Genomic DNA, 18996 nt, shown 5'->3' with positions numbered 1-18996 from the left:
TATCTCCTTATGCTGCAATGACGATAAGCAAGACGACTAACGCGGCAATGACATAGAGACAATAAAGTCTGAAATCCCCACCTTGTAGACATTGCAGTCGCTTAGCAAACCGGTTGATAGCCCGAACCAGTGGATAAATAATGCTTTCATCCCAAAATGGTTCGACTTTTCCCGCACCTGTTTTCGCAACTTCTAAAGCCTGAGCCAATCGTGCTGATGGGTCGAGTTGCTTTCTTAATCTGTAAAGAGGCGCGAACATAAAGCGAAGTGGTTGGGTAAAACCCCCCGCGGAGACAGACATATCTTTTTCCCAGATATAACCGCAAGCCCATGCATCTCCTTTACGGCGGAAATTCATTTGCTTACCTTTAAATACCAGATAAATAATGAATGGGATCACAGATAGAGCAAGCAACAAGATGAAGGTCATGATAGGTGAAATCATTGCTTGTTCAGGAGAATTAGGTACGAGCATTGTGCCTTTCGCCACCGTCACTTCAGTTGCACTTGTGAGTGACATTGCAACTTTGGCTAATACTGGTGCAATAACATTTGCTCCAACACCTAAGACCACGCAGATGATGGCTAAAATAATCATTGCGGTGGTCATTGTCCATGGCACTTCACGAGCATGTGTGGCTTGTTCGCTACGTGGGCCACCACAGAAGCTAACGCCATAGACTTTGACAAAGCACATAGCTGCTAATGCACCAGTGATAGCCAACATGACAATTGCGATTGGGCCACTGATACGCATGATAAATGTGCCATCATGACTCATGGAGAAGAGTGATTGATATGTGTACCATTCACTGATAAAACCATTTAAAGGAGGTAATGCTGAAATTGCCATACAGCCAATTAAAAAAGCGATTGCAGTTAATGGCATTAATTTAGCCAATCCGCCCATTTTCTCCATATCACGGGTATGAACACGATAAATGACCGCACCAGCTCCAAGGAATAGCAGGCCTTTAAAGACGGCATGGTTAAGTAAATGATAGACTGCACCAAGTAAGCCGATGGTTGCTAATACTGGCATATCATTGGCCATTCCGACCATGGCAACGCCAACTCCCATCAAAATGATGCCGATATTTTCAACGGTATGCCAAGCAAGTAAACGTTTGATATCATGTTCTGCCAGAGCATACATAACGCCAAGTACGGAAGAAACAGCACCAAAGGCAAGTACAACAATTCCCCACCAACCTTGTGTTGCACCTAGCAGGTCGATTCCGACTTTAATGATCCCGAAAATACCAATTTTTACCATTACACCCGACATTAGTGCTGAAGCATGAGAAGGTGCTGCGGGGTGAGCTTGTGGCAACCAACTGTGTAAAGGAAGCATCCCTGCTTTGGCTCCGAAGCCAAAAAATCCCAATAAAAAAACAGTTGAAGCCATAGTGGGGGAAAGTGAAAGCTGGTGGAAGGAATCAAAGTCTAGGCTACCGCTTTGACGCCACATCAAGAAGAAAGCAATCATGATGAGGATGGAACCCGCATGCGCAATGAAGAAGTAGAGCAAACCAGCTTTGATAGACTTCTCATCTTGATCTGCAATGACTAAGAACCATGAAGCTAATGACATCATTTCAAATAGGATAATGAAGTAAAAAGCATTATCCATAACAACTAATGCCACCATAGAAGCAATAAAGAGATTAAGGAAGAATCCCATGCTCCATGCACCGCGCCCACAATATTCTTGAACATAGTTAAGTGAGTACAGTGCAGTAACAGTGACCAGTAATGAAATGACCATTACCATAAATGCCGCTAAGCTATCAAATCGAACGACGAAGTGCGCAAATGGGAAAGGACCTTGTGCGAAGTAACTCAATACTTCACCATCCATGAGAACAGGGATTGAGCTAAATAATCCGAGCAGCCCGCCTAGCATGGCACTAATGCCAGCGACATAAATGGCTATTTTTTCTTGTCGTTTGAATAACAGAGAAACAAAACCGCCGACAGAATATAAAGTCACCGACCACAAGAGTAACTGAAGTGATGTCATGTTATGAGTTCTCCCGTTGTGAAATGAGAATATTGAACTCAGTCGGCATGGTATCGACAGACATGTTACGACGTTTCTCACTTTCGTTTTCGAGCTGATAATCCTCTACAAGTACCAGCGCATCAGTTGGACAAACCTTCACACAAGCCGGCCCATCATCACTGAAATTACATAAATCACATTTCACTGCAACATTGCGAATACCGGCATTCCATGCCAGAAATGGGTTCATGGTTGGGAGACTATCAGGAACATCCAATAACATCTCTTTTGGTACATATTCTTCAAAGAAATCAGGCATATCGACTGGCTTACTACCCGATGGCGTAATAGCACCAAATGGGCAAACAAGACCACATAACTTACAGCCAATGCACAAGCTTTCATTCAACACGATCATGTCATCTTCATGTGTAATGGCATTGACAGGGCAAACTCGAGCACAAGGTGCATCATCACACTGATGGCAGAGCATTGGTGCGGTTAGGTCTTCAATTTTTACCACTTTTAGTCGCGGATATGTTTGTAATCCTTGGGCTTTATGCGTTTCAGAGCAGGCTGCCATACAAGTATTACATCCGATACATAATTGTGGGTCGGCAATAACAAAGCGATTCATTCGCCTCACCCTCCAATAAAATCTAGCCGGGTCATTAATATTGATGACATCTACTAAGCATTTTTCATGCCATTATTAATTTTGTTTTAAATCAATTGGTTGTATTTTTATTATTGGAAATAAACTTCAAGTCGACATTAATGACGAGAAAATAATGTCAGGCTGACAGATAAAATATTCTTAGTGATTGAAGTGAGATAAATAGGGGAGACTGATTTTATATAAGAAAGAAATTAAGGGAGATAAAACAAAAAACCGCCACTGGTGAAGGGCGGTTTTTATGGTTAACAAAGATTAAATCTTATTTTTTCAAATCATCATATAACATTAACGATGATTTATTATCAGGATCGCCAATATAGCGCGGCTGAGGTTGGAATTGCGGGCTAAATAAGCTTTTTTCAGGATTATAACCTTGATAATTAAAGCCAGCTAAATCAGACCATGAATAAATAAAATCCATTGTGCTGTAAGGTCTATCAGTTTTACTTTTTAGATCGAAATGGTGGTTTTCCAACCATTCTGGCGATTGCCAAACTAAAAATGGAATGTTGTAAATAACGCGAGTTGGTTTTCCTTCACTGCGGCCTAACGTTTCATGTGGTGGTGAATCGAAAACATCTTCACCATGATCAGAAAAATAGACTAAGAAACCATTTTCTTTTGATGAGTCAAAATCTTTAATCAAAGTAGAGACAATATAGTCATTGTAATGTTGGGCATTATCATAAGCATTAAAGTCTTTTATTTGATCGCCTTTAAGGTTACTTGGCACAGCACTGTCTTTTTCTTTAAAGATAGCTTTATCTTCAGGATAACGGAACTCGTAACGCATATGCGTTCCCAATAAATGAACAACAATAAATTTTTTCTCAGCAGGATCAGCAAGTGCTTCTTTAAAAGGATCAAACACCACGTCATCATAAATACGCGAACTTTGTGCCATATCATTATTTAAATAATATTGCTTATCAGTTTGACGAGAGAACGCAGTTAATAGCGTATTGCGCTCAGTCATAGTTTGCTGATTGGTGATCCAGAATGTTTTAAAACCAGCTTGCTTCATTATATTCATGATAGAAGGGCGTGAGCTAAACAATTCAGGTTCTGTCTGTGAAGCGAAGGTCAATATTTGTTGGAGTGCTTCAATAGTATAAGGGCGTGAAGTGACCACATCGTTGAAAACAGCTAAATTATTTGGGTAATCTTGTTCAAGCTGCTGTAGCTCCGGTGTAGTAGGGCGTTGGTAGCCATATAAACTCATTCTATCGCGGCTGGTGGATTCACCAATAACTAAAACGAATGTTCTTGGGGTATTTCCATTTGCATCAACAAAATTTTCTAATGGTGGAATTTTGCTATTATCACGAATTAATTCTTCCATATTCGCTAATTGGTTCTTATAAAGAAAATAGCCACTTACAAATTGCCATGGAGCAGCATAGGCAAGTTTACTGTTGACATAAGAAACAACATTTTCAAAAGGTCTATCTTGCTTAATTGCCTTATTATAATAAGGCACACCAAATAGAATAATTAATATAAGCACTGAAATGGTTAAACGGCCAGGTACGGGAATTGAAACTGGTTTAAGGCGAGTCCATAAAAATATTGCAACGAATGTGTAAATGAGTACCGCAGCAATCACTTTGAAGCTTAAGTATTGCTTGATAAACTCACCTGCTTCATTGGTATTGGTTTCAAACATCACAAACATGACGCTTTGTGATATTTGATGCCCATACACAACGAAATAAGCTAATGCGACAACAGATGAAAGCCAAAGAATAATACCGATAATGCCTGCAACTAGTTTTATTTTTCGTGGGAAAAATAGCGCAGGTATTAACCAAAATGTGCTGTAGAGTAAGGAATCTCTTAAGCCGATGGTATTACTTTGTCCCGTTACAACAACATAAATTTGTAATAATGACGAGAAATACCAGAAATAGATAAGTAACCAAAGTAATGCTGACCAGCTAAATGCCTTTGATTGTGTCGAATTCACCATAGTTGATTGGGCTCTTATTCTGAATGATGTTTTATTCCCATTATTTTTTAAGTTGCTTGGCTTATGAACATTGCCGTCTGTTCAGCTTTTGAGGTGAGGAAGTTTCCACATTTCTCGAACTATCATATTAGGAATAGTTATTGCTATGCCAACCTGCAACTTACATTTAGGGATGTTAGTTATAGTAAAATAAATGAAATCCATTTTTAGATAGGGCGTTGAATATTAAGTTCAATAAATTGATGTCGACGTGTCAGATTTCATCATTGAGAACACCATTACACACACTATCTATTGTCATATGGATGAGATGTAACTCTGTTAATATCCTATCTTATTAAGATAAAAGCATAATTATTTAATCTATGAAATATGCAAAAGCTGAATTATTTGGCATATGGATAGATTTAAGTTCAAGTGTATTCCCTATCATATGATTATATTTTTTAATAACCTATGACTTTATCGAGTGTTTAATTATAAGGGAAAATAACTTTGTGGCTTCATTGATAGAGTCGTGTTTTTGCTAACATCAGATGCCAACATATGATATACACACATTCAGAAGTCATTTTATCTGATCAAGGTGAGGACAAAAATGTCAGATAACTTTTTTATCGCTTTTTTAAAATCGTCTTTATGTATTCGGTTGGTGCTCTCCATTCTGATCATTTTTGATGGTTTTTCAATTATTAAGCCAGTATTAGGGGCATATACTGATTATCTTGACTGGCGCGCAAATGGTTTTACTGAATGGCTAAAATCATTGGGCTTTATGAAATTGTTAGATATTCCCCGTTTTCTCGTCGGAATATCTTTAATCTTTTTATCTTTCTTTATGCTCAATGGCGCTCGCATCGCGTGGGTATTTTCGCTTTTATTATTAGCTATCATTACATTCGTTGATTTAAGAGTTGCACCTGAAAACCTCCACCAAGGTTATTTTTCATTAGGTTTGTGTATTGCGCTTAGTCTATTTTGGAAACGCTATCATCATCACAGCTTAACCAGTGCGGGTTTTGTTGCAATGACCTGTATTATTGCGTTATTGCTATATTCTATTTTCGGTACACTTTATATTGGCAATGAATTTGCGCCTGTAGTGAAAGATGCATCAACTGCTTTTTATTTTGCCTTGGTGTGTATGACCACGGTTGGTTTTGGCGATATTGTTCCAGTATCAACGGATGCTCGAGTCTTTACGATAACCGTTGTTATATTGGGTATTACCATTTTTACAACATCTGTTGTTTATGTTGTCGGGGTTTTAGCTAAAGGGACAAAAGATATTGTTCGCAAGAGGTTTTCTTATATGAAAAATCATTATGTTGTTATTGGGAGTTCCCCAATAGCGGTTAGCGTTTATCAAAATTTAAAAAGCCGTGAGCTTCCTGTTGCCGTTTTATGTACTGAAAGCCACCGAGTTCACTATCCAGAAAGTAATAATATTGTCACCGGTGATCCGACAAGTACTGAATTATTAGCTGAAGCAAATGTAAAGCACGCCAAATATGTATTTATCATGACAGAGAGCGATACTTTAAATACTTTTGCATTCTTAGGGGTAAAGGAACTTGCAGGGAAAGAAGTGAAAATTATTGTTCTCGTTAATGATGACAACAATATGGATAAAATTCGCCTACTACAACCTGATATGCTGTTTTCTTTATCTTCTCTTGGGGGCGAAGTATTAATGAAAGTACTTTGTGGTGACCCAATCTCAAGTGAAAGTATTAGTGAACTTTTGTTGACTAATGTTGAAAATAATTAATAAATTTAATCAGTAATAGGAATACATGATTATGCTAAGTGCCGTTCAAATAGGCAGTCAGCGGCAGAGCAGAACACTTTTTCAGCAATTAGATTTTACGGTTTTGCCCGGACAAATTTTACAGGTTGAAGGTGCTAATGGTGCGGGCAAAACAACATTATTGCGCATGGTCGCAGGGCTATTAAAGCCAGATGAAGGTGATATATTGTGGCAGCAGCAGTCTATTTATCAATTAAAAGAAGATTATACTCGAAACCTATTATATATAGGCCATAAGCCAGCTGTAAAATCAGTATTAACACCTTATGAAAATTTGCTGTTTTATTATCAAATGAGTCATAAATATCTTGAAATTGAGCGAATTTGGGATGCTCTAGATGAAGTATCATTAATTGGTTATGAAGATATTCCTGTCGGGCAATTATCAGCGGGTCAGCAAAGAAGAGTTAATTTAGCTAGGCTTTGGTTAAGTGACGCGCCATTATGGATTTTAGATGAACCTTTTACGGCTATTGATATTGCTGGAGTAAAGCGCTTAACGGATTGTTTCCATCAGCATGCTGAAAAAGGGGGAATGATATTATTTACCTCCCACCAAAATATATCAGGTAATTTTAGCTCACTTAAACTCACTGGGAGAGAGGAATAATGTTTTGGCTGACACTCAAAAGAGAGCTAACAATTGCATTCAGAAATTTATCTGAATTGGTTAACCCATTATGGTTCTTTTTGATTGTTATTACATTATTTCCATTAAGCCTTGGTCCTGAGCCACAATTGCTTTCCCAAATTGCAGTCGGTATTTTTTGGGTTGCTGCCATTTTGTCATCTTTACTTTCGCTAGAACGCTTATTTAAAGATGATTATCTTGATGGTTCATTAGAACAATTATTATTAGCGCCGCATCCGTTATTTATGACGGTTTTAGCTAAGGTTATTGCGCATTGGTTAGTCACTGGTGTTCCTTTAATTCTGCTTTCTCCAATAGCAGCATTAATGCTGTCATTTGATGGAAAAACATTATTAATATTGATAGGTACTTTATTATTAGGAACACCGATTTTAAGTTTTATTGGTGCGATAGGTGCCGCATTAACTGTTTCATTGAAAAAAGGCGGCGTATTGGTGAGCTTATTAGTATTACCTTTGTATATTCCAGTTCTCATTTATGCGACGGGAACTATGGAGGCTTACCGTTTCAATATGCCACTCAATAGCTATTTTGCTATTCTTGGCGCATTACTGGCTGCAAGTATCACTTTTTCTCCACTCGCTATCGCCGCCGCATTAAGAATTAATGTGAATAATAGCTAAGCGCTAACATTCATTTTTATTTTTGTACCTAGCTGGTATCCAATGAAAACCAACACAAATCCAATAATAATACTTGATACCAAGTAGAAAAGGCTGACCCATATTCCACCTGTATTATTTGTTAGTTCAACGGCGCCATAGACAAAGCTTGAAAATGTGGACAGCCCGCCCATGATACCAGTCGCTAAAAATGCATTAGATGCTTGGCTGATTTTTTTACTTACCAATAAAGCACCAATAATGCCAACGAGAAACGATGCAATAATATTGGCGAGGAAAATATCTAGGGGAAATTTACTGCTAAGTTCTGGCGTAAAAATCATTAATAAATCACGGCAAATAGCACCAATCGCTCCGCCAATGAAGACTAATATTGCAATTTTCATTGTACTTCCTTTTTAATTTGCGAGTAGAACGCCTAAGAATGCCGCGACAAGACCGACAATAACCGAGATCAGTAAATAGAAAAAAGAGAGAAATTGCTCTTTTTTCTGTGTTAATTTTAGTGCTTCTAACTGCATAGTGCTAAACGTGGTATAGCCACCCAATATGCCTGTTAAAATTGCAGGTGCTAAAAGTGCGTTTTCTTCACTATTAAAGTCGATAAAAAAGTAACGACTTAAAAAGCCGATAATAAATGCTCCTGAAATATTAATAACAAAGGTTCCAAGAGGAAATTTTCCGTGATATTTCTCTCCGATAAAGTTGCCTATCCCCCAACGCAGTAAGGAACCAACACCACCGCCTAATCCGGCTAATAATAGGTTTGTAATAAACATATAAAATTCTCTAAGTTGCTACAATGTATGTTCTGGTTCAAAGGTTAAAATAGAATTACAGACCTTTTGTAATAATGCTTTGTTATGACTGAATATGATCATTCCCATTGGACGCGTTTTAGTGAGTTCAATTAAAAAACGCCAAACGTTCATCTGCAAATAAGGATCAAGTTGAGCTGTCACTTCATCGGCGATTAAGACTTGCGTTCTAGGATCTAAAGCCCTTAATAATGCAATACGAGCAAGTTCCCCACCTGATAATTCATTTGGCCGTCTTTCAAGCCACTCAGGTTTAATTGATAATTGTTCTAACCAATAATCATCAGGTTTCCAGGCATCATTTAAACTTGCTTTGACAGTACGGTAAGGATTAAAACTTTTCTCAGGATGCTGAGGTACTAACTGAATTGGGCAATAACCCGTTGTTGGCAATGTCTTATTATTAAAGAGAATTTGCCCTTTTTCTGGCGCTTGCCATTGTGCTAAAACTCGGCCTAATGTCGTTTTACCAAAGCCACTTGGTGCAGAAATTCCTAGTCGCTCATTTTTGGCTAAAGAGAAAGTAAGGTTATCCCATAAAGTCTTTCCCCCTTGTATGATACGAATATTTTTTATTTCTAACACAATAGCTTCCTTATTGAAATGAATATGGCAATCTATCTGTTTTAACTCAATAAAATTGCAACAGTTGCAACTGACATGCAGATTATTGAGATAACGCCACCGGATTTAGTAAATTCCCAAAAAGAAATTTTCACACCATGAGCAGCTGATTGATCCACAGCAATAATGCCTGCAATACTTCCAAATATGAATATATTACTTGAAAAACAAGCACCAAATATTAATGCAGCACCAAGGGGATCTGCATTTCCGTGTGGATAAACAAATTGAATTAAGAGCATGACCGCGGGTGTTGTGCCGATAAAAATACTCATAAAACTAGTGACTAAAAATAGAACAAGTGGACTTCCTAAATCAACACCTTTGTTGAGAAGATAATGAAGGATCTCTTTAGGCACTCCAGTATCTGCAAATGCGGCATTAATAATAAATAGCCCCATAATTAAGAGTAACAAATCACCATTAACATGCTTTAACATATCACTTGATGCTATTCGCCTATTTAATAATAAGAAGCAGGCTGCTGAAAGAGCAACAAGTTCACGGGGTAACTGACTAAATAAGAAGGTGATAACTACGATTGAAATAACTACACCAGCTTTTACGGTTTCCCATTTATTAAAAGGAATAACTGTGTGAGATTGTTGTGCTAATGGTGATTTTTTGCTTTCAGATAAATACCAATTATGGCGATAGAGTAAGGTTACGACAGACCAAACAATAGGCAATGAAATTAATACAGGTAGCGCTGTAATATGAAGGACGCCCATAAAAGAGAGATCTAATCCTTGAGCAATAATCATATTTTTAGGGCTACCAATTAATGACAAGGCTGCACCATTATTGGCAGCAAAGCAGAAGCCTAATAAAAATGGAATTGGGTTAAGCCCGCGAGCTAAAGTAATTGAAACGAGTAATGGTGTCATTGCGACAACAACAACATCATTGGTTAATACTGATGCTAGTGCGGCAGCAACGATAATGAATACACATAACAATTTAGGTGGGCTAATATCTAAATTAGCCATTTTATGAGCAACTTTGTGATAAAAGCCTGAAACAGTGAAAGAGGCAGATACCACCATTAAACCGAATAATAATCCTACTGCACGATAATCAATTGAATTCCAAGAAAGCTGTGGTGAAATAATGCCAAAGCCGATCATCGCTAACGCACCTGCAACTGAAGCGCCTGTCCGGTCAATTTTGATACCGGGGAAGGAGCCAAAAGCCATTGCGATATAAACGAGAACGAAAATGATAATAGTTAAATCCATAATGAGCTCTTTATTTCCTATGCATCAACTCTTTCGAGTTACATAGTTTATTTGATAAATAGGTATTCGTAATCCGATAACATATAGCAGGATTACATTTAGTTATCCAAGTGACTTAATTATTTATATCCCTTGGAATAACTATACTTGTTGCCAACAATCAACGCGCATTCTTGAATATAGTTAATGTCTTTTTTAGATTCTCTAATTTTGCGTATGTGTTGAAGTCATATTTTGTACTTACATTTTATGCCTGCAGAACAACTTGTATTATTTTGAGTGCGTATAAAGATCATTATTCATTTGGATTAAATCAAACATGTCATCAATTATTTTCATGATATCTATCGCAATACCCAACATCATGATATTACCGTCATTTGACTGATTTGAAAAATTCAATTTTGTATTTAACTTAATGTTGTTTTCTCTTAACTTATTGATAATGTCATACTTACTTTGGTCTGACCTACCAAGAATCAAAATTTCAGATAATAATAAAATAATACCGTGATTATTTCTCTGTAATTTGAGCAGATAAGGATTAGTCGCACGCAAAGATTGAGAATAATATTTTTCATCAAAGGTGTCAGAAAGCAACTGTAAAATTGAGACTAGGCGATAACATCTATTTTGCAATTTCTGAAAATAAATAGCAGGTATTCCAGTTTCTTTGTTTGCTGCTGCAACGTAATTACCGCATAAAAAGAGCGTAGAAAATACATTCGCAAGTTTATTTTTCCAATCATCAATATTTTCTTCAGGTTTAAATAATGTATATCTTTCATAAAAATGAGCGATATCATGTAATACCGCACTCATTTTTAAACGCCAAAAGATAAACCCTTTAGGGCAATAAATAATTGAAAAAATGAGGGCAAGTAATGCTCCACCTATTGTTTGTAATGAGCGAAAGACCCCTTCCATCATATCTCCAGAAGGGGCTGTAACGACAATACTGACACTCATTGCAGCCAACATTCCAATATACATATTTTTGCCGAGGGCAATAATACAACTGAAATAAATGATAGCAATGGCGATAATTAGCATTAAGGGATATGAAAGTATTTCTATATATAGCAATAATATTCCTAATGCTGAACCTGCGACTATACCGATTATGCGTTGAAATGAACGCATAAGAATAGTTCCCCAGTAAGGTGCAGGTATCAAAATAGAAACTAAAGTGATGAGAACATAGTTATAGCTCTCATCACTAAAGTGTCGTAGTACAATAAATACAATAACAAAGGCAAAAGAAACTCTTAACCCATGAAAGAATTTAAAGTAATGGTAGACAAATTTTTGAGCTGTGGAAATTCCATAGCTCATATTCATTTTGCGTACCATCATCGCTTAATTATCTAATATATTATTAGAAAAAATAATGCTTTCTATAATTTGATTATTAATGTTTTCTCCGAAAATCATTTTAATCAAAACTTCACTTCCTAATGAAGAGAGTGAAATTAATAAGTCAGCATGCAAAAGCTTCATATTTTCATGATTATTATCGTCATTTACGGCGACAATACTTTTTATATTTGCCCCAACAATTTCTTTTGCAGCAAGCATCGTAATTGTATTTTCTGCATCTGAACTGCCTAGAACAAATAATGCTTTGGCTTCACCAAGATTAGCTTTATTTAACGTCGATTTATTAATTTGATTCGTAGTTAAAACTGATGCGTTATCAGGATAATTATTTTTCTGATCATCAGTACAAATAACCATAACATCTAAATCACGTCTTTTTAAACCAAAATAAGTATTTAAAGCTAAAGGGCTAGCACCAACGATAACATAATGATCTTTCATACGAAACAGTCTCTTTTTAACAATGGCTTGTGTACTTTTGGCTAATACCCCTAGAACATAAATAATAGAGGTTGTAAAAATGGTAATACCTAATATAACGATTGAGATTGTAAATAACCTAGCCTCAACGCTAATAGGAACTATGTCGCCAAAACCAACCGTCGTCATACATACTAAGGCAAAATAAAATGCAGATGAAATATCGGTTACATGTGGTTGGAAATGAGTGCCAAGATATAAAGTACCAAAGACAGAATAAGCTAATAATGCAATTAATCCGACAAAGGCAACAAAGCTAGCTCCGGATAAACTATGGCGATGAAAAACTTTCCAATTAGCAATAGCTGCAATAAGGAGTAATAAGGAAAATGTTCCTGTAAAAACATTTTGCCTTTCTAAAACAAGGTTAATTAGTACTATGACAAATAGCATAAAGCAGCTAAATAACCAACCAATGCGAATACCTAAATACACGGGAAGTGCAAGTATAATTAATACTACACCAATGGCGAATCTAGGAATATCTAATAGCTTGATAACACCTAATGATTGAAACCAATCAACAAAAGTGTGGTATCCAGTTGGAGAACTAAAATTATATGAGGTTAAGATTGGGATTATTATAAATAACCCATCGATAAGCATCAAAATTGACAATGATATCCTTATCATTGTCATATCTTGAATATATTTATATATCGATACTACATTTTTTTTCATATTGATGAACCTAAATTCTGTAGCAAATTTTATTGTCGATGTTTAGGCATGAGATCTTGGTTAGGAACTAAGAATAACCAAGAAGCTAATACAAATGGCATTGTTAATGTTGGTATACCAAATGGCTCAAGAACAACATCTAATGCACCTTGAACAAATACTGTGAAAATAACACCAACAATGGCATAAACTACAACTCTAAAATTAGGATTATTAAATGTCGATCCTAATGCAATAGCCGTTAATACAGCACTAAATGAGTAAAGGCCAGTATGAATACTTGCGAAATCACCTTTTAATAAAGTTGCGACTGCAAATGCAAGTAATGAGCCAAGAACCGCAAACACAGCAGCCCAAATAGAGTTTACTGCCAGGCCAATAACAAATAAAACGCCAACAATCATACTACTTAATAAGAATACTTCAGAAATACCACGGAATACATCAACAACAAGATCACTATGTGGGATATTACCAATAGGTTGTACATATTGTTGAGGTAATGCGGGATCAGGTAATGCCACACCTTTAATACCAAGGAAACTATAGCTAGCTAATAAAATAACCCAAGAAACTAAGACGAAAGGTGCTGTTAATGCGGCGACTTTCCAGTTTTTCAAAAAATCCATTAATGAAATGGTCGCGATAACAGAAATAATACTGCCTAATATAATGGTTAGCCAAACAAAAGGCGTGTTTTCTAGGAAGGTTGGCAATGCAACCCCAACTAAACATCCATTATATCCATAAAGACCAGCACGCAATGAAACTGTATCTAGTTTACTTATATAAGCTGTTAATGTAGAAACGACTGTTCCTAATAAGCAGCCAAATGCAACTACAGGCATATTTTCCAAAAATGCGCCAACAAAAATAGCAATAAAAAAGAATAACCCAGTTAATGGATTATTTTGAAACATGACCTGCGCGCAACCTCGTAGTGTTACATCAATAAACTGTAGAAATATATTTTCATCTGCGAGTTTATTCCACGCATTTTTATTTATCACTGAGTCTGTCATGTGATGCTCCTTAAATTATTTGGCATATACCTTACATATTTGAGTCGAGATTAGCTGCACATGCAGGCTAAGCCTGCATGTTATTCAAATAATTCTATGTATAAAATAAAGGGTTATATTATTAAAAATAAAGTAGCTTATTTAATTAACGCCACAAGAACTGCTCGTGTAAAGTGATACCAAGTATTTCTTCACGAGCGACTTGCCAAAAATATCTAACAGCTTCTTTAACTTTCGGGCTATCAACACCTAATACTTTAAAAACAATCCCAGCATCATTAGGCAATTGTGTTGCACCAAAGGCGATTTTATTTTCAACATCATAAACAGCTTCTAAGCGCTCTAATATTCGGGAATGATTCTCTTTTGGTGTTAATAAGATGACGTTTCCAAATGTATCAAATGGCCCCATCACTGCGGCAACATTTAATTTTTCTTTTTTAGGCTCTAAAATATATTTCTCAACAAATAACTCTTTATTTGATGGATCTTCAGCTCGGATATGTGAAGAAAAAATATCAAACCCAAATTCTTCATCGGGATGGTGATATTTCCGTCCTGAAAGTAGAATTTCCGAATAAATCATTGTCGCACTTGGGTGAATATTAATTCGAGTATCTGTGATAAACCGAGAATTACGATGCGGAATGATAGGATCCGGCAAATATTCTAAGTAACCATTTTCTTCTACGATGATATTTTGAAACTGTGTTGCATAGTTTGCTTCCATCATATGAATTTTGGTTGCTGATTGCGTTGTCACATGCGCGCAAGCGTTTTTCTCTACGATTAAATCAAGGGCCTGTCTGTCACCTTGCAATAAACTGCCAGACGTCGAAATCATTGTGACACAGGGAAGCTGTGGCATCTTTTCATCCCAATAAAGTGCTTTCTGAACTAAAGAAGGCACTCTGCGCTCCATTTCCACTAATTCACTGCGGTATTCACCGCGAGCAAAACGTAGTTTCAGATAGCCGCTTTTACCAACCGCTCCACTTTGCATTTGCTTTGGCTCATCTTGATATGTTGCTAACTCTGGGGCGTCATTCCCTAGAATATGGGCTTGGACACGGGAAGGCGTGTTCGCTATCTCTGCCCTTAATTTAGTCATACTTAACCTCTTGTTGGCTGATGCGTAAAGAGAAACTTATCCATGATCATATCAACAAGCTCTATAACACCTTCACCTGTCTTACAGTTTGTCATGACATAAGGGCGGTTATTGCGCACAATTTTGGTGTCATGTTCCATGACTTCAAGGCTAGCACCAACATAAGGAGCCAAGTCAATTTTATTGATGACTAAAATATCGGCTTGGACTAATCCCGGGCCATTTTTACGTGGGATTTTTTCGCCTTCAGCAACATCAATAACATAGATATAAAAATCAGCAAGAGCAGGGCTAAATGTGAGCGTGAGGTTATCACCACCACTTTCAATCATGATCACATCACTATCAGGAAAACGCTCTTCCATATCTTCAACTGCGGCAATATTCATGCTTGGATCTTCACGAACAGCAGTATGAGGGCATGCACCAGTTTCCACACCGAGGATCTTCTCTTCATCCAGAATACCTTTAAGGGTGCGTTTTACTTGCTTAGCATCTTCGGTTGTCACAATGTCGTTAGTGATAATTAACGGCTTAATGCCACGTTCAATTAAAATTGGTGTAATTACTTCAATAATGGCGGTTTTACCAGAACCTACAGGTCCACCAATGCCGATTCGAGTCATTTTTTTCATTGTTTTACCTAATTATTCTTTAGTTAATTATTAATTCATGAATAGACGGACAAATGATTTTGTATGTATAGCTGCTAAGACATCAATAATCGGGACATAAGACGACATTTGTTGAATATCACCACAAGCAGCTATATCACAAAATGTATCTATTTCTTCATTCAATTCAAAAAGAATATGTTGAGTTTCATAATGCGTAATGCGCATTAAACGCATTGCAGCACTCAGGATTGTCATTGCAATACCGTATTGATGCATAACAACAACTTCGCGTTCGTTAATCCCCTGTAACGCCATAAGCATAGCTTGAGTAACAGGTTGAGTTCCCGGCACAACACCTCTTTTAATTTGATCAAGCCACCAGACAAGTTGTGGATGTTCAAAAATATGAATTGAAATTTCAGTTAATTTTTTGCCCATTCGGGTTGTCATCAACCGTGCTTCTTCATTTAATTTTCGATTATTAACTGACCAATCGATTTTAATTAGAGCATCATTATCTTGAGCGAGTGTTGCTCTATGGGCTGCAACAACGGCAATCCCATCTGAATTCGCCGCTACTTTTAGGGATGTGTGCACAAATGACTTTAATGTCTCTTTGTCATGAACGACCCCAGTTTGAATTGCGGATTCAACACCGTTTGAGAAAGTAAATGCGCCAATGGGTAAGGCTGAATCACTAAACTGCATAATCCTTATTAGGTCAGATGCTTTCATACCGCGTTCCTTACAGCTACCGAATTAATGCTTGTGCGAGTGGCCATGTGTGTGATCGTGGTCATGGTCATGGTCATGCTCATGAGAGTGGCTATGGGTATGTTCGTGCCCATGGCTATGTTGATGAATATGACCAATTTCAACATGCACATGCGTGTCAGTATCTTCCGCGCCACCAAATAATAGACGAGCTTCAGAATGTGTTAATTCAGGTAAAATAGTTTCACCTTTTACAAAAGTGAAAGTGTCATGATTAAAACCGTGAGTGCGCATCACTGATTCCATAACTTTTTCACTAACAGTCAATGGAACATAAACCAAATTATTTTTAATAACGGCTTTCCAGTGCTGATTTCCTAAAGCATGTCCTAACTCAAAGCTGACAAGAACTTGTTCTTCCACAGGAAGATCTTTAAGGCGTTGTAAATTAACGACCATCACATCGCGTAAAGAGATTTGAACAATAATCATTTTATTGGCTGATTCATCAAATAGAATGACATCGCCATCAGCAAGTAACACATTGCGATCTAAAGCGATCCCAATATCCTGACCATTTTCTGTGTTTTTACGGCAGCGGCTTTTTTGAGCTTCACGCTGATCGAGGATCAAAATATCAACTTGTGCATTATTTTTTCTTTCTTGCCAAATTGGATCTTTTTTAATGTTTCCAAGAATATGCTCAATAAGGATCATCATGTTACCTTTTTGTTAATTCTGCCTGCATGACGCAGGCAGAAAGTAGGGTAGATAATTACAGCGAATATTAACTAACGAAGTATTAACTAAAGAAATAACGCTGATTCATTGCTGCTTCAGTAATTGGCTGGCAGGTTGCATGTTCGCCATTTACTTTTACAGAGAAGGTTTCAGGGTCAACTTCAATATTCGGTGTTTCACCGTTACGAACGAGATCGCGTTTACCAATTGCACGGCAGTTATTGACCGCAACAACTTGGCGCTCTAATCCAGCTTTCTCTTTCACACCATCGTCAAGTGCAGCTTGAGAAACAAAGGTTACACAAGTGTCGTTGACTGTTTTACCCATCGCACCAAACATTGGGCGATAGAATACCGGTTGTGGTGTTGGTAAAGACGCATTTGGATCACCCATTGCAGCCCAGTTGATCATGCCGCCTTTAATGACCAGTTTTGGCTTAGCACCAAACATACGTGGATCCCATAGGACGAGATCGGCCATTTTACCCACTTCAATTGAACCTAGAACATGGCTGATGCCTTGTGCAATTGCTGGGTTAATGGTGATTTTTGCAACATAACGTAGTACACGGAAGTTATCGTTGCCCGGTGCATCTTCTGGTAATTTACCGCGTGATGCTTTCATTGCATTTGCTGTTTGTACGATACGTAACCAGTTCTCACCAACGCGTCCCATTGCTTGGGAGTCACTTGAGAACATGGAGATAGCACCCATATCATGTAAAACGTTTTCTGCCGCGATAGTTTCAGGGCGTACTCGGCTTTCAGCAAAGGAGACGTCTGACGGAATATTTGGGTTAAGGTTATGACAAACCATAATCATGTCAAATAGTTCAGCCTGACTGTTAACACCAAATGGCAGTGTTGGGTTGGTTGAACTTGGTAGCACGTTTGGTTGGCTAACAACTTTAATAATATCAGGAGCATGACCACCGCCAGCACCTTCAGTATGGTAGGTATGGATAGTTCTACCTTCAAACGCTTCGATGGTATCTTCAACATAACCACCTTCGTTCAAGCTGTCGGTATGAACAGAAACCTGAATATCAAATTCATCAGCAATACGCAGAGCATGACGGATCGCATTAGCTGTTGCGCCCCAGTCTTCGTGCACTTTTAGGCCTGCGGCACCAGCAATTAATTGCTCAATAAGTGGTTCACGTGTAAAGCAGTTACCTTTTCCAAGAATACCAACGTTGATAGGTAAGCCTTCAATCGCACGTAACATCGCACGTGTGTTCCAAGGTCCTGCGGTGACTGTGGTGCCGTTTGTTCCATCAGTAGGACCAATTCCTCCACCAAAGAAAGTTGTTACACCATTTGATAACGCAGCATAGGCTTGTTGCGGAGAAATTAAGTGGATATGCGTATCAATACCCGCAGCAGTCAAAATTAGATGCTCACCAGAGATGGCATCTGTTGCTACGCCAGTAACCATACCTGGAGTAATGTTGTCTTGAATGCTTGGGTTACCACTTTTACCAATTCCGGCAATTTTACCATCTTTGATACCAACATCGGCTTTGATAACACCTAAACGTGCATCGACAATTGTGACGTTAGTGATAACAAGATCAAGAACACCATTATCGCTAGTCAATGTGTTATTGGCACCCATCCCATCACGTAGTGATTTACCACCACCATAGACAGATTCTTCGCCATAACCACGCAAATCTTTTTCTATTTCAATATATAAATCGGTATCGCCTAAGCGAATTTTATCACCGACGGTTGGACCAAATAATCCGCAATACTCTTGTCTAGAAATCTGTGGCATTTTCTTTACCTTTTATGTTGAGAAGGTACGTTGTCATTCATTAATTAATGAA

General features: G+C 37.6%; 18 protein-coding genes. 3 read left to right on the top strand and 15 right to left on the bottom strand.

Annotated features, from left to right (window positions below; all coding sequences use genetic code 11):
- Positions 1–7: 7 nt before the first annotated feature.
- The 3 genes from hyfB to cptA form a co-directional block, all read right to left on the bottom strand.
- Complete coding sequence (hyfB, locus tag OO7_RS14345; protein ID WP_008916652.1) at positions 8–2023, bottom strand: hydrogenase 4 subunit B; 2016 nt, start codon at positions 2021–2023, stop codon at positions 8–10.
- A gap of 1 nt (position 2024) precedes the next feature.
- Positions 2025–2642: a 4Fe-4S dicluster domain-containing protein gene (locus tag OO7_RS14340; protein WP_008916651.1), complete on the bottom strand. Its 618-nt coding sequence runs from the start codon at positions 2640–2642 to the stop codon at positions 2025–2027.
- A 301-nt stretch (positions 2643–2943) separates the two neighbouring features.
- On the bottom strand, positions 2944–4650 hold the full coding sequence (cptA, locus tag OO7_RS14335; protein ID WP_236620703.1) for a phosphoethanolamine transferase CptA: 1707 nt from the start codon (positions 4648–4650) through the stop codon (positions 2944–2946).
- A 601-nt stretch (positions 4651–5251) separates the two neighbouring features.
- On the opposite strand from cptA, the gene OO7_RS14330 reads away from it, so the two are divergent.
- The 3 genes from OO7_RS14330 to ccmB are packed head-to-tail and all read left to right on the top strand — an operon-like array spanning position 5252 to position 7738.
- Positions 5252–6424, top strand: coding sequence for an NAD-binding protein (locus OO7_RS14330; RefSeq protein WP_008916649.1), 1173 nt, complete (start codon positions 5252–5254; stop codon positions 6422–6424).
- Between the two features lie 31 nt (positions 6425–6455).
- Positions 6456–7073 carry a cytochrome c biogenesis heme-transporting ATPase CcmA gene (ccmA, locus tag OO7_RS14325; RefSeq protein WP_008916648.1) on the top strand — a complete coding sequence of 206 codons (618 nt, stop codon included), beginning with the start codon at positions 6456–6458 and terminating at the stop codon, positions 7071–7073.
- The gene (ccmB, locus tag OO7_RS14320) at positions 7073–7738 is read left to right on the top strand and encodes a heme exporter protein CcmB (protein WP_008916647.1); all 666 of its coding nucleotides are present in this window, start codon (positions 7073–7075) and stop codon (positions 7736–7738) included. The genes ccmA and ccmB overlap by 1 nt, the downstream gene beginning before the upstream one ends.
- Here ccmB and OO7_RS14315 read toward each other — a convergent pair.
- The 12 genes from OO7_RS14315 to OO7_RS14260 form a co-directional block, all read right to left on the bottom strand.
- Positions 7735–8124 (bottom strand): CrcB family protein, encoded by a 390-nt coding sequence (locus OO7_RS14315; protein ID WP_008916646.1) that lies wholly within the window; start codon positions 8122–8124, stop codon positions 7735–7737. The genes ccmB and OO7_RS14315 overlap by 4 nt on opposite strands.
- Positions 8125–8136: 12 nt before the next feature.
- On the bottom strand, positions 8137–8517 hold the full coding sequence (gene crcB, locus OO7_RS14310) for a fluoride efflux transporter CrcB (RefSeq protein WP_008916645.1): 381 nt from the start codon (positions 8515–8517) through the stop codon (positions 8137–8139).
- An 18-nt stretch (positions 8518–8535) separates the two neighbouring features.
- Positions 8536–9141: an ATP-binding cassette domain-containing protein gene (locus OO7_RS14305; protein WP_008916644.1), complete on the bottom strand. Its 606-nt coding sequence runs from the start codon at positions 9139–9141 to the stop codon at positions 8536–8538.
- A 41-nt stretch (positions 9142–9182) separates the two neighbouring features.
- Entirely contained in the window at positions 9183–10418 is a 1236-nt protein-coding gene (locus OO7_RS14300) for an ArsB/NhaD family transporter (RefSeq protein ID WP_008916643.1), read from the bottom strand.
- A 270-nt stretch (positions 10419–10688) separates the two neighbouring features.
- The gene (locus OO7_RS14295; protein ID WP_169337390.1) at positions 10689–11759 is read right to left on the bottom strand and encodes an FUSC family protein; all 1071 of its coding nucleotides are present in this window, start codon (positions 11757–11759) and stop codon (positions 10689–10691) included.
- An 18-nt stretch (positions 11760–11777) separates the two neighbouring features.
- Positions 11778–12959, bottom strand: a complete 1182-nt coding sequence (locus OO7_RS14290; RefSeq protein WP_043892736.1) for an ion channel — start codon at positions 12957–12959, stop codon at positions 11778–11780.
- A 29-nt stretch (positions 12960–12988) separates the two neighbouring features.
- Positions 12989–13981 carry an urea transporter gene (gene yut, locus OO7_RS14285; RefSeq protein ID WP_008916640.1) on the bottom strand — a complete coding sequence of 331 codons (993 nt, stop codon included), beginning with the start codon at positions 13979–13981 and terminating at the stop codon, positions 12989–12991.
- Between the two features lie 145 nt (positions 13982–14126).
- Positions 14127–15092, bottom strand: a complete 966-nt coding sequence (locus tag OO7_RS14280) for an urease accessory protein UreD (protein WP_008916639.1) — start codon at positions 15090–15092, stop codon at positions 14127–14129.
- Between the two features lie 2 nt (positions 15093–15094).
- Positions 15095–15727 (bottom strand): urease accessory protein UreG, encoded by a 633-nt coding sequence (gene ureG / locus OO7_RS14275; RefSeq protein WP_008916638.1) that lies wholly within the window; start codon positions 15725–15727, stop codon positions 15095–15097.
- 30 nt (positions 15728–15757) lie between these two features.
- A complete protein-coding gene (locus OO7_RS14270; RefSeq protein ID WP_008916637.1) occupies positions 15758–16444 on the bottom strand; it encodes an urease accessory protein UreF in 687 nt (228 codons plus the stop codon).
- A 24-nt stretch (positions 16445–16468) separates the two neighbouring features.
- Positions 16469–17140: an urease accessory protein UreE gene (locus tag OO7_RS14265; RefSeq protein ID WP_008916636.1), complete on the bottom strand. Its 672-nt coding sequence runs from the start codon at positions 17138–17140 to the stop codon at positions 16469–16471.
- 85 nt (positions 17141–17225) lie between these two features.
- Positions 17226–18944 (bottom strand): urease subunit alpha, encoded by a 1719-nt coding sequence (locus tag OO7_RS14260; RefSeq protein ID WP_008916635.1) that lies wholly within the window; start codon positions 18942–18944, stop codon positions 17226–17228.
- Positions 18945–18996: the final 52 nt, after the last annotated feature.

Source organism: Providencia sneebia DSM 19967 (assembly GCF_000314895.2).
GTDB lineage: Bacteria > Pseudomonadota > Gammaproteobacteria > Enterobacterales > Enterobacteriaceae > Providencia > Providencia sneebia.
This window is presented reverse-complemented; position numbering and strand designations above follow the sequence as displayed.